General features: G+C 73.3%; 11 protein-coding genes. 4 read left to right on the forward strand and 7 right to left on the reverse strand.

All coding sequences use genetic code 11. From position 1 onward, the window contains the following. Window positions 1-8: 8 nt before the first annotated feature. Window positions 9-614, reverse strand: coding sequence for a TetR/AcrR family transcriptional regulator (locus tag ACFCX4_RS28905; protein WP_376148566.1), 606 nt, complete (start codon window positions 612-614; stop codon window positions 9-11). A 251-nt stretch (window positions 615-865) separates the two neighbouring features. Beyond that, a complete protein-coding gene (locus tag ACFCX4_RS28910) occupies window positions 866-2,389 on the reverse strand; it encodes an MFS transporter (protein WP_376148569.1) in 1,524 nt (507 codons plus the stop codon). An 88-nt stretch (window positions 2,390-2,477) separates the two neighbouring features. Here ACFCX4_RS28910 and ACFCX4_RS28915 point away from each other — a divergent pair, with 88 nt between their 5' ends. Beyond that, window positions 2,478-2,909 (forward strand): MarR family winged helix-turn-helix transcriptional regulator, encoded by a 432-nt coding sequence (locus ACFCX4_RS28915; protein WP_376148572.1) that lies wholly within the window; start codon window positions 2,478-2,480, stop codon window positions 2,907-2,909. Between the two features lie 133 nt (window positions 2,910-3,042). On the opposite strand, the gene ACFCX4_RS28920 is transcribed toward ACFCX4_RS28915, so the two are convergent. The 5 genes from ACFCX4_RS28920 to ACFCX4_RS28940 form a co-directional block, all read right to left on the reverse strand. Further along, entirely contained in the window at window positions 3,043-4,005 is a 963-nt protein-coding gene (locus ACFCX4_RS28920; protein ID WP_376148575.1) for a M56 family metallopeptidase, read from the reverse strand. 200 nt (window positions 4,006-4,205) lie between these two features. Beyond that, window positions 4,206-4,793, reverse strand: coding sequence for a DUF5134 domain-containing protein (locus tag ACFCX4_RS28925; RefSeq protein WP_376148577.1), 588 nt, complete (start codon window positions 4,791-4,793; stop codon window positions 4,206-4,208). A gap of 182 nt (window positions 4,794-4,975) precedes the next feature. Beyond that, window positions 4,976-5,782, reverse strand: a complete 807-nt coding sequence (locus ACFCX4_RS28930; RefSeq protein WP_376148589.1) for an amino acid ABC transporter ATP-binding protein — start codon at window positions 5,780-5,782, stop codon at window positions 4,976-4,978. Between the two features lie 74 nt (window positions 5,783-5,856). Continuing rightward, the gene (locus tag ACFCX4_RS28935; RefSeq protein WP_376148580.1) at window positions 5,857-6,900 is read right to left on the reverse strand and encodes an amino acid ABC transporter permease; all 1,044 of its coding nucleotides are present in this window, start codon (window positions 6,898-6,900) and stop codon (window positions 5,857-5,859) included. Continuing rightward, window positions 6,897-7,772: an ABC transporter substrate-binding protein gene (locus tag ACFCX4_RS28940; protein ID WP_376148583.1), complete on the reverse strand. Its 876-nt coding sequence runs from the start codon at window positions 7,770-7,772 to the stop codon at window positions 6,897-6,899. Before ACFCX4_RS28940 ends, ACFCX4_RS28935 begins: the two co-directional genes overlap by 4 nt. 274 nt (window positions 7,773-8,046) lie before the next feature. On the opposite strand from ACFCX4_RS28940, the gene ACFCX4_RS28945 reads away from it, so the two are divergent. Genes ACFCX4_RS28945 through ACFCX4_RS28955 form a run of 3 tightly spaced genes read left to right on the forward strand, consistent with a single transcriptional unit; the run spans window position 8,047 to window position 11,278 of the window. Continuing rightward, on the forward strand, window positions 8,047-9,447 hold the full coding sequence (locus ACFCX4_RS28945) for a DUF6421 family protein (RefSeq protein WP_376148586.1): 1,401 nt from the start codon (window positions 8,047-8,049) through the stop codon (window positions 9,445-9,447). Next, on the forward strand, window positions 9,447-10,202 hold the full coding sequence (locus tag ACFCX4_RS28950; RefSeq protein ID WP_376148592.1) for an SDR family NAD(P)-dependent oxidoreductase: 756 nt from the start codon (window positions 9,447-9,449) through the stop codon (window positions 10,200-10,202). The genes ACFCX4_RS28945 and ACFCX4_RS28950 overlap by 1 nt, the downstream gene beginning before the upstream one ends. Next, entirely contained in the window at window positions 10,199-11,278 is a 1,080-nt protein-coding gene (locus ACFCX4_RS28955) for a threonine aldolase family protein (RefSeq protein WP_376148595.1), read from the forward strand. Before ACFCX4_RS28950 ends, ACFCX4_RS28955 begins: the two co-directional genes overlap by 4 nt. Window positions 11,279-11,421: the final 143 nt, after the last annotated feature.

Raw genomic sequence — 11,421 nt, forward strand, 5'->3', positions numbered from 1 at the left:
GCCGCGGTTCAGCCGCGGGCCGGCGGCCGCTCCCGTTCCGGGGGGAGGGGCTGCGGCGGGCGGCCCAGGTGCCAGGGCAGGTCGTAACGGCGGAACAGGTCGGCCCGTATCGGGGCCAGCGGGAGCTCGGCGCCGGGCAGCAGCACGCCTATGCAGGCGCCCATCAGCGCGCTGCGCAGCACCGCGTGCTCGGCCGCCGGATCGGGTGCGCCCCAGTCGCGCAGCAGTCCCTGGAGGATGGTGCCGAGCCGCTGCTGCTCGGGGTCCTGGACGAAGGCACCGCTGTCCGGGTCGAGGATCAGCGCGAGGTGCGAGCGCATCACCCGCGGGTGGTCCATGGCGAGGCCGAGCACCGTGTCGATGGCCCGGGCCAGCCGGGCCTCCGGGGCCGCGCCGGGGGCCAGTTCGTCGAGCGCGGTGGAGAGCGCCTGGTGCATCATCCGGTGGGTGGCCGACTGCATCAGCAGTCGTTTGCCGTCGAAGTAGTAGGACAGCAGGCCACGGGCCAGTCCGGCCCGCTCGGCGATGTCGGTCAGGGTGGTGCCGGAGTATCCGCGCTGGTCGACCAGTTCGACGGTGGCCCGCATGATGCGGCGCCGGGAGCGCTGGCGCATCTCCTCATTGACCGAATCCCCGCGAGGTGCCATCGTGTCTGCTCCGTACGTTCGTTGGCTGGTGGCCAATATACTGGCCGGGCCGGCGACCGAACCGCGGCGGCCGGCTTCGGCCGGGCGGCCCGGTTCGGTTCGTACGGAGGCGCCGGCCCTACCAACACGGGGGTTTGGTAGAGCCGGCGCCCACTTCGACGGCGAGGGGGCGAACTCCGGCGCCGGGATCCCCCGGTCGGGGGTGTCCCTGCCGTCGTTCAGTTCTTGCTGAGGACCTCGTCGTGCCGTTCGGCCGGGGCCTCCCGGCGTGCTGACGAGTAATCATAGTCGCCCACGGGCAGGGGAGTTGCCTTCTTCCGCCGGTCGAGAACGGCGCCCGCGACGGCGACCACCAGGCCGATCAGCGCGACCGCGGTGACGAAGAGCAGCGCGGGCCGGTAGCCGTCCAGTTGGGCCTGGGCGCCGGTGCCGCCGCCGCTGCCGGCGGTGATGATCGCGGTGGCGCCGGCCAGTACGACCGCCGTGCCCACCTGGATCGCGGTGTTCACCAGACCCGAGGCCAGCCCCTGCTCCTCGTCGGCCACCCCGTCGGTGGCGGCGATGTTCACCGAGGGGAAGGCCAGCGCGAAGCCGACGCCGAGCAGGACGATCGACGGCAGCACCAGGCCCGGGTAGGAGCTGTGCTCGTCCAGCCGCAGGAACAGGGCGAACGCGCCGACCAGGCCGAGCAGGCCGATCGGCAGCAGCCGGCCGGTGCCGAAGCGGTCCACCACCGGGCCCATGAACGGCGCCGAGAGGGCGATCATGGCGCCGGCCGGGAGCAGGCCGAGTGCCATCGCCAGGGCCGACCAGCCGAGCAGGTCCTGGAGGTAGAGGGTGACCACGAACTGGAATCCGCCGTAGGCACCGGCCATCGCGAAGGCGATCGCGTTGGCCCGGGCGACCGAGCCGTTGCGGAAGATGCCGAGCCGCACCAGGGGGTGCGCGGTGCGGCTCTCCACCAGCAGGAAGGCCGCGCCGAGCAGCAGGACGACGGCCAGCGAGCCCAGGGTGCGCAGGCTCAGCCAGCCCGCGCCCTGCGCCTCGGTGGCGGTGAAGACCAGCAGCAGGACGGCGGTCGTGCCGGTGATCGCGCCGAGCACGTCGTAGCGGCCGTGGGCCTTCTCCTCGACCGGGCGGGGGAGCAGCCGGACGGCGAAGAGCAGGGCGATCAGGGCGATCGGGACGGGCATCAGGAAGGTCCAGCGCCAGCCGACCGAGGTGAGCAGCCCGCTGAGCACCAGGCCGAGCGAGAAGCCGCTGGCGCCGCAGGTGGTGTAGATCGAGAGCGCCCGGTTGCGGGCCGGGCCCTCGGGGAACGTCGTGGTGATGATCGACAGTCCGGCCGGCGCGGTGAACGCCGCCGCGACGCCCTTGACGAAGCGGGCGGCGATCAGCAGGCCGCCGTCGTCCACCAGGCCGCCGAGCAGGGAGGCGGCCGCGAAGACGGCGAGCGCGGTCAGGAAGACCCGGCGCCGCCCGAGCAGGTCGGCGGTGCGGCCGCCGAGCAGCAGCAGGCCGCCGTAGCCGAGGACGTAACCGGAGACCACCCACTGGAGGGTGGAGGTGGAGAGGTGCAGTTCGGAGCCGATGGACGGGAGGGCGATGCCCACCATCGAGACGTCCAGGGCGTCCAGGAAGAGCGCGGCGCAGAGCACGATCAGCGTGCCCCAGAGGCGGGGGGTCCAGGATTCCCCGGCGTGTGACGGGTCGTCGGATGACGTGACGGTCGCGGTGGTCATGGCGCAAGAGATTACATGCGCATGCATTCAATGCAAGTGAATAAAATGTTAACGCATAAGTTGAAGCTGGCTGTGATACCGTGGCGGCGTGGCTGAACTCGACTCCTCCGTGGAGGCAGGTCTGGTCGCCCAGTGGCGCGACCTGCTCGCCCGGCATGCCCGGACCGCCTGCCTGCTCGACCGCGAGCTCGGGGAGAAACACGGCCTGGGCATGAGCGAGTTCGAGGTCCTTGAGCATCTGGTCGAGGGCTGCGACGGCACCGGCCGCGGACTGCGGGTCCAGGAGCTGTCCGACACGGTGCACCTGAGCCAGAGCGCGCTCTCCCGGCTGATCGGCCGGCTGGAGAAGGCCGGACTGGTCACCCGCGCGATGTGCGCCGACGACCGCCGCGGCATCCAGGTCGCGCTCACCGACGAGGGCCACCGGCGCTACACCGAGGCCCGCACCCTGCACCGCGAGGTGCTCTCGCTCACGCTGGCCGACGACCCGCCGCCGATCTGCGGACCGGTCGAGGGCTGAGGCACCGTCCGGCCCGACGCCCGAGCTCGGGCCGGAGGTCCGCCGCCCGCTGCTCTCCGGGCCGGAGTCGCGGGTGCGGCACGAGCGGCGGACGCCGGCCGCCGACGCCGGCCGCCGACGTCGGCCGCCGACGTCAGCGCAGGGCGAAGAGTCCCGGGGCCGCGGCCAGCAGGACAACCACGGCGGGCACCGCCAGGGCCGCCACGGTCAGCCGGAGGCGGTGCGGCACCGACAGCCGGGGCCGTCCCGCCAGCAGCCGGTCCACCCGCTTCGGGGACTGCGCCAGCCCGGGCGGGCAGGCGCCGAACACCCCGCGCTCCAGATTGATCCCGGCCAGCGCCACGGCGGTGGTGTGCCGGCCGTGCCGCCGGGCCGCCCGGTCGTCCGCCGCCAGCTCCACCAGCTCGCCCACCTGGTCGCGGAAGGCCCTGAACACCCCGACCCCGGGGAACCCCGAGGCGAGCGCCTGGGCGCCCTGCGCCAGCCAGTGGTGCCGGGCCCGGACGTGCCCGCGCTCGTGGCTGAGAACCGCCGCCAGCTCCCGGTCGGTGAGCTGCCGCAGCGCCCCGGTGGTCACCACCAGCCGGGAGTTCTGTCCCGGGAGCGACCAGGCCTCGGGGCGGACGTTCTCCAGCACCACCAGCCGCTCCCGGCGCGGCCGGGCGCCGTCGCCCGAGGCCGGCTCGATCGACTCCGGCAACGGGGGCGAGAGCCGGGCCAGTTGGGCGTGCCGGTGGGCCCGCTGGGCCTTCGCCGAGCGGACCTCGCGGGTCAGCGCGAACAGCGTCTGCAGGCCGCCCGCCGCGAGCACCGCCGCGCAGAGCCGGCCCCAGCCCTCGGAGTTGTGCAGCCCGTACGCGGCCTCCACGCCGATCGGCGCGCGGGAGAAGAGCACCTCGCGCAGGGCGGGCAGCGCGGCCATCGCCGCGAGCACCAGACCCAGCGCGCAGCACAGCAGCACGGCCACCACCAGGCATTGCCAGACCAGCAGCGCCAGCACCGGTTCACGGTCCGCCCAGCGGGCCCGGGTCAGCATCCGGGGGGCGACCGTGGCGAGCAGCAGTCCGAGCAGCAGCAGGCCGAGCAGGGCCGTCATGGCATGGGCTCCCCGAGGACGCACGGAGCGCGACAGTGCGCTTCACGCCAACTTATGCGCTGCCGGGGCGGGGTGGAACGACTTTCGGCCACCCAGTGACCAACGCCACGGGGCGTCCCGCTCCGGCGCGTGCCCCGCGGCCTCCGCGGTGCCGGGCGAGGGCGGGGGAAGGGGCCGGTCGAAGGGCCGCCGGGCCGCCGTCACATGGTCAGGAGCATGGCGAACATGCCGATGCCCATCGACAGCCGGCAGGCCCTGGGCAGCCCGGCCGAGGCCACCACCACCGAGCCGCCGGGGCCGCTCAGCAGCCGGCTGCCCGACCACAGCGCGTACCCGCCGAAGTAGGCGAGCAGAGCACCGGTCAGCACCGGCGACCCCATGGCCGCCCGGTGCCCGGCGTGGCCGGCGCCGCTGCTCATCGCCAGCGCCATGTAGGTCATCGCCAGCGCGCCGACGGCGTGGTGCAGCCGGTGCGTGCGCCGGGCCGGGTGCACCGCCGCCGCCAGCAGCAGGGCCACCGCGGGCGGCCCGTACACCCAGGCCCACACCTCGCCCGGCACGGTCGTCCCGGTCAGCGCCATGACGGCCATCCCGCAGCCCATCAGCCCTTCGGCGAGGTCGGACTCGTGGCCGGGGTGCAGCCGCCGCCGTCCGCCGGCAAGGGAGTCCGCGGCCCCCGCCGACCCGGCCGGTGCGCACGGGGCGTGCCGCAGCCGGGAGAGGCAGTAGGCGCCCGAGGCCGCGGTGAGCGCGGCGAGCAGCCAGCTGACCAGGTCTGGACCGTGCAACGGCGGCCTCCCGGGGCGGCGCGGACGGGCGTACCGTCCACGGTCACCGCTCGGTCCCGCGGACAGCAGGGCGCGAACGGGGGCGCACGGAGGTGCCGGCCGTGGCGCGCCGTTCGCCGGGCGCCCATGTGCCCGCCGGGCGCCCGGGTGCCGGCCGCGGGGCGGTGCGCGCCGCAGACGCCTCAGGGCTTCTCCGACCATTCCCGCCGCGCGCCGATGCGACGCGAACTGTCGGACGAGCCCTGGCGGGCGAGCCGGCCCGAGGCGATCACCCGGCTCAGGAACCGCCGGGTCCGCTCCTCCCGGGGCGCGCCGAACAGCTGCTCCGGCGGCCCCTGCTCCAGCACCACCCCGCCGTCCAGGAAGCACACCCGGTCGGCGACCTCGCGGGCGAACCCCATCTCGTGGGTGGCGAGCAGCATCGTCATGCCCTGCTCCTTGAGATCGCGCACCACCGCCAGCACCTCGCCGACCAGCTCGGGATCGAGCGCTGCGGTGATCTCGTCCAGCAGGAGCAGCCTGGGCCCGGTGGCCAGCGCCCGGACGATGGCCGCCCGCTGCTGCTGCCCGCCGGAGAGCCGGTCCGGGTACTCCCGGGCCTTCGCCGCCAGCCCGAGCCGGTCCAGCAGCTCCAGGGCCGTCGCCTCCGCCCGGTCCCGGGGGACGCCGTGCACCCGGCGCGGGGCGAGTGTCACGTTCTCCAGCACCGTCAGGTGCGGGAAGAGGTTGTACGCCTGGAAGACCACGCCGATCCGCCGCCGCACGGCGTCCTCGTCCGCCCGTGGGTCGGTGATCTCGGCGCCGTCCAGGTACACCGCCCCGTCGTCGATCCGCTCCAGCAGGTTGACGCACCGCAGCAGCGTCGACTTGCCGGAGCCCGACGCCCCGATCAGCGCCGTCACCGAGTGCTCCGGCACGTCGAGGTGCACGTCGCGGAGCACCACCTGGCCGGTGCCGAAGGTCTTGCGCACGGCCTCCAGCCGCAGCACCGGCTCCCGGTCCGCGCGGGCGGGCCCCGGCCGCTGCCCGCCGGCGGGATCCGTCGCGGCACCCGTCGCATCCGTCACGGTGCACCTCCTCCTTCGTGTCGGCGGCGGTTCATCCGGGTGGTCAGCCAGCCGGTGAACCTGGTCAGCGGGATGGTCAGCGCCACGAAGACGAGCGCCGCCACCAGGTAAGGGGTGGAGTTGAACGACCGGCCGTTGATGATCTTCGCCGCGTACACCGCGTCGATCACCCCGCCGATCGACACCAGTCCGGTGTCCTTCTGCAGGCTCACCAGGTTGTTGAGCAGCGGCGGCACCACCCGCCGCACCGCCTGCGGCAGCACCACGAACCGCATCGCCCCGGCGTACGACAGGCCCAGCGAACGGGCGGCGGCCAGCTGGCTCGGGTGCACCGACTCGATCCCGGCCCGGAACACCTCGGACACGTACGCCGAGTACGTCAGCACCAGCGCCGCGCCGCCCAGCAGGAGCGGATCGGTGGTGACCCCGGTCAGCCGCAGTGCCGGGACACCGGTGATCATCACCAGCAGGCAGATGATCATCGGCAGGCCGAGGAAGAAGTCCACGTAGGCCGTGGCCAGCAGCCGCACCGGCAGGAAGACCGGACCGCGCAGCGTCCGCAGCACCGCGAGCAGCAGGCCGAGCACCAGGATCAGCACGCCGCAGACGGCCATCAGCTCCAGGTTGATCCGCAGGCCCTTGAGCACCTCGGGCAGTGCCTGCCGGGCGTACCCGGCGTCGAGGAATGAACGCCGTACGGCCGGCCAGCCCGGCGAGCCGACCAGCAGGGCGAGCAGCACGCCGATCGTGACCGCGGTGGAGACGGTGGCGATCAGTGCCGAGCGGCGGGCCCGGTGGCGCCGGTACGCCTCGTGGGCGAGCCGCCGCGCCGAGGGGCGGTAGCCGTCCGGGGTCTTCGTGAGGTGCGCGGCCCCTCCCGGGGACGGCCCGCCCGCGCCCGTGCCGCCGGTGCCTGTGCCACCACCTGGGCCCGTGCTGTCGAGGCCCGTGCTGCCGCTGTCCGCGCCGCCGGTACCCGTGCGCCCGGCGCCGGCGTCCTGGGTGCTCGCGTCCCCGGGGCCCGCGCTGTCGGTGCTCACGGCAGGACGGGTGCCGAGACGGCGTCGGACAGCCACTCCTTCTCCAGCCTCGCGAGCGTCCCGTCGGCCCGCAGCGCGTCCACCGCGCCGGAGACGCAGCCGGTCAGCCGCGAGCCCTTGTCCAGTACCAGCCCGAACTGCTCGCCGCCGCCCGCGCCGGCCAGCTGACCGACCACCTGGGCCTCCGTCACCTCGGCGCCGGTGATGTAGAACGCCGTCGGCAGGTCCACCACCAGCGCCTCGACCTGACCGTTCCTCAGCGCGGCCTTGGCGAGGTCGTTGGAGTCGAAGACGGCCGGCTGCGCCGTCGGCCGGACGGTCGCGGTGATCGCCTCCAGGCTGGTGGTGCCGACCTGCGCGCCGAGCCTGGCGCTCCGGAGGTCGGCGAGGCTCCGGGCCGAAGCGGCCCTGGAGCCCTTCAGCGCGATCACCGCCTGCCGGACGTCGTAGTAGCCGGAGGAGAAGTCCACGGCCTGGCGGCGCTCGGCGCTGATCGACACCTGGTTGACGTCGAAGTCGAAGTCCTTGGGACCGGGCGCGGTCGCCTTGGCGAACGGCGTGACCACCCAGGACACCTTCTCCTTGGGGTAGCCCAGCTTCGCCGCGACCGCGTAGGCCACCGCCGACTCGAAGCCCTCGCCGTTCTCCGGCCGGTCCCGGGAGAACCACGGCTCGTAGGCGGGTTTGTCCGTGCCGACGGTGAGCGTCCCCGCCGTCCGGGTGGGCAGGCCGCCGGGCGCGCAGTCGGCGGCGGTGCCCGCGGCCGACGAGCCGGAGCCCGCCGCGGGTTCCTGGACGGCGCAGCCGGTGACCGCGGCCAGCACGGTCCCGGCGAGCAGGAGGGCGACGGCGGAGGTGCGGGGGAGGGGCATGGCGGTGCTCCGGGGTGAGAAGGGGCCGGACCGGTCGGGTGGGGAACCTCCCCCGGTGGCGGTGGCCGGACACGCGCGGCATGGTCGGCTTGGGAGCCTTCGTCCGGCCCCGTCCGGAAGATCCCGCCGGCTGTTCACGCGGCCGCCACACACGCCCGCCGCCCGCGCGACCGCAGGTCACCGCAGATCCGTCGGCAGGACCCCCCTTGAACAGAAGAACCTTTCGTACTTATGGTGGTCTCATCGAAAACCCTCCTGTCGAAGTGAGTCCCCGATGCAGAATCTTTCGTCAAGGCTCGCTGTGGCGGCCGACGCCCCGGTCCAGAACCTCGCCGGGCACCCGGCCTGGCTGCGTTTGAAGGACGCTGTCGAGAGCCTGCGTCCGCTGCAGTCCAAGGACGGTTCCATCGACCTGTCCGCCGTGCAGCGCCAGACGGTCGACCCGCTGGTCGCGACCGTGCGCGCCGCCGTCGCCGAGCTGGCCCCGCTCTTCCCCCACGACGCCGCCTACCTGGCCGCCGTCGACGCCGACCTGGCGAAGTGGGCCGACACCGGCTACCGGGAGCCCGACTTCCTGGACTCGCTGCTCGCCTTCCAGCCCGCCGACCAGCGCGAGGACGGCCTCCAGCACCTGGTCGTCTTCCCGATGTACACCCAGAACGGCAACCCGGACCGCAACCTGGAAGCCGTCCTGCTGAGCGTCGTGTGGCCCGAGTGGCTCGCCGAGCTGGAGCGGACCCGCTTCGACAACCCGATGTTCGTGCCGATCACCTTCACCGACTTCACGGCCGGCTACGACACCAACTCCGCCGTGCTCTTCCCCGAGACCGTGGCCGTGCGCAAGGCGCCGGAACGTTTCACCTGGGGCGGCATCTTCTGCGACCGCGAGGCCGCCCGCTTCCGCGTCGTCTCCACCAACGCCGTCGAGCTGCTCGGCCTGGAGATCCCCTCCGACGCCCGGAGCCTGCTGGAGGACCAGGAGCGCTCGCAGCAGACCTTCGTGCTCTGGGACCTCATCCACGACCGGACCCACAGCCACGGCGACCTGCCCTTCGACCCCTTCATGATCAAGCAGCGCAGCCCGTTCTGGATGTACGGCCTGGAGGAGCTCCGCTGCGACCTCACCACCTTCAAGGAGGCGGTGAAGCTGGAGGCCGAGGGCAACGAGCACGCCCGCGACGTCCAGTACGCGATCCTCTTCGACCGCCTCTTCCGCTTCCCGGTCAGCGGCGACCGCGTGCGCAACTACGACGGCATGGGCGGCCAGCTGCTCTTCGCCTACCTGCACAAGCACGACGCGCTGCGCTGGCGCGACAACCGCCTCAGCATCGACTGGGACCGGGCCCCGCAGGTCACCAACGCGCTCTGCGCCGAGATCGAGACCCTCTACCGCGACGGCATCGACCGCCCGAAGCCGGCCCACTGGATCGCCGCCTACGAGCTGGTCTCCCGCTACCTCACCCCGCACCCCGCCTCGACCTGGGCGAAGGGCACCGAGGCGCTCCCGTTCGACACCGCCGAGGGCAAGGCGCTCAACAAGGCCCTGTGCGACGCCGTGCTCCCCGACGAGTTCCCGCTGAGCATGTTCTACGAGGCCCTCGCGAAGAAGCTCGGCGGCGTCATCGCCTCGACCACCGGCATCACCGGTGCCGGCCTGCAGGGAGTCGCCGCGTGATCACCGCCCCCAAGGGACCCCTCACCGGCAAGGTCGTCGCCGTCGCCGGGGCCAGCGGTCCGGCCGGCCAGGCCGTGCTGCGCCGCCTCGCCGCCGACGGCGCCACCGTCATCGGCGCCGACATCGACGCCCGGCGCCTGGAGTCCGCGCTCGACGCCGTCCGGGTCGCCGTGCGCGGAGCGCGGATCAGCGGCCAGGTCATCGACCTGCTCGACCCGCAGGAGGTCCACGACTGGGCCGACCACCTGGAAGCCGAGCACGGCCACGTCGACGGCATGATCCACCTGGTCGGCGGCTGGCGCGGCAGCAAGAGCTTCTTCGAGACCCGGATCGACGACTGGGACTTCCTGCACGACACCGTCGTGCGGACCCTCCAGCACACCTCGCTGGCGTTCCAGCCCGCCCTGGTCCGCAGCGGGGCCGGCCGCTACGCGATGATCTCCGCCGCCGCCGCCCACAAGCCCACCGCGGGCGGCGCCGCCTACGCCGCCGCCAAGGCCGCCACCGAGGCCTGGACGCTGGCCCTCGCCGACTCCTTCCGCAAGGAGACCACCGCCGAGGACGGCAAGCCCACCGCCGCGGCTGCCATCCTGGTGATCAAGGCGCTGGTCAGTCCCGAGATGCGGGCCGAGAAGCCGGACGCCAAGTTCGCCGGTTTCACCGACACCGCCGACCTCGCCGCACACCTGGCGGGCCTCTGGGACCGCCCCGCAGAAGAACTGAACGGACAGCACCTGTGGCTGACAGCCCGATGACCGACCCCTCCGGCCGCACCGACGCCGTGCGGCGGCACGACCCCGCCGTCCGCGGCTTCGCGAGCGACAACTACGCCGGCGTGCACCCCGAGGTGCTCGCCGCGATAGCCCTCGCCAACGGCGGCCACCAGATCGCCTACGGCGAGGACGACTACACCGTCCACCTCCAGGACGTCTTCCGCCGCCACTTCGGCGACGCGGCCGAGGCGTACCCCGTCTTCAACGGGACCGGCGCCAACGTCGTCGCGCTGCAGGCCCTGCTCCCGCGCTGGGGAGCAGTGATCGCCGCCGAGAGCGCCCACATCAACGTGGACGAGGGCGGCGCCCCGGAGAAGATGGGCGGCATCAAGCTGCTCACCGTCCCCACCCCGGACGGCAAGCTCACCCCCGAGCTCATCGACCAGCAGGCCTGGGGCTTCGGCGACGAGCACCGCGCGCAGCCGCTCGCGGTCTCGATCACCCAGAGCACCGAGCTCGGCACCCTCTACACGGTGGAGGAGATCCGGGCCATCGTCGACCACGCGCACCAGCTCGGCATGCTGGTCCACGTGGACGGCTCGCGCCTGGCCAACGCCGCCGCCTCGCTCGGCGTCCCGCTGCGCGCGTTCACCACGGACGTGGGCGTCGACGTGCTCTCCTTCGGCGGTACGAAGAACGGCCTGCTGTTCGGCGAGTGCGTGGTCGTCCTGAACCCCGAGAAGGTCCGGAACATCAGGTTCCTGCGCAAGACCTCGATGCAGCTCGCGTCGAAGATGCGCTTCGTCTCGGTCCAGTTCGAGGCGCTGCTCTCGGGGGACCTCTACCTCCGCAACGCCGGCCACGCCAACGCCATGGCCGCCCGCCTGGAGTCGGCGGTCCGGGGGATCGACGGGGTCACCGTCGTCCGCCCGGTCGAGGCGAACGCGGTCTTCGCGATCCTCCCGCGCGAGGTGAGCGAGCGGCTGCAGAAGCGGTACCGCTTCTACTTCTGGAACGAGCACACCGGCGAGGTCCGCTGGATGTGCGCGTTCGACACCACGGAGGCCGACATCGACGCCTTCGCGGCGGCCATCGCCGAGGAGATGGGCCGCGCCTGACGAGGCCCCGCACCGCCGATCGTCCCGTCCTGCCGGCGCAGGGCGGGACGATTTGCATGTGGCGGCCCCGTCCCCGTACAGTTCCGGAGTCGCCGCGGGAGAGCGGGGACAAGCGGAAAGCGAAGTCGGTTGAATGAAACTCC

The organism is Kitasatospora sp. NPDC056327 (assembly GCF_042261735.1).
Taxonomy (GTDB): domain Bacteria; phylum Actinomycetota; class Actinomycetes; order Streptomycetales; family Streptomycetaceae; genus Kitasatospora.

Excerpts from the sequence above, each read along its gene's own strand:
- ACFCX4_RS28905 (WP_376148566.1), bottom strand. The coding sequence starts at position 614 with ATGCGCCAGCGCTCCCGGCGCCGCATCATGCGGGCCACCGTCGAACTG.
- ACFCX4_RS28910 (WP_376148569.1), bottom strand. The coding sequence starts at position 2,389 with ATGACCACCGCGACCGTCACGTCATCCGACGACCCGTCACACGCCGGG.
- ACFCX4_RS28920 (WP_376148575.1), bottom strand. The coding sequence starts at position 4,005 with ATGACGGCCCTGCTCGGCCTGCTGCTGCTCGGACTGCTGCTCGCCACG.
- ACFCX4_RS28940 (WP_376148583.1), bottom strand. The coding sequence starts at position 7,772 with ATGCCCCTCCCCCGCACCTCCGCCGTCGCCCTCCTGCTCGCCGGGACC.
- ACFCX4_RS28945 (WP_376148586.1), top strand. The coding sequence starts at position 8,047 with ATGCAGAATCTTTCGTCAAGGCTCGCTGTGGCGGCCGACGCCCCGGTC.
- ACFCX4_RS28955 (WP_376148595.1), top strand. The coding sequence starts at position 10,199 with ATGACCGACCCCTCCGGCCGCACCGACGCCGTGCGGCGGCACGACCCC.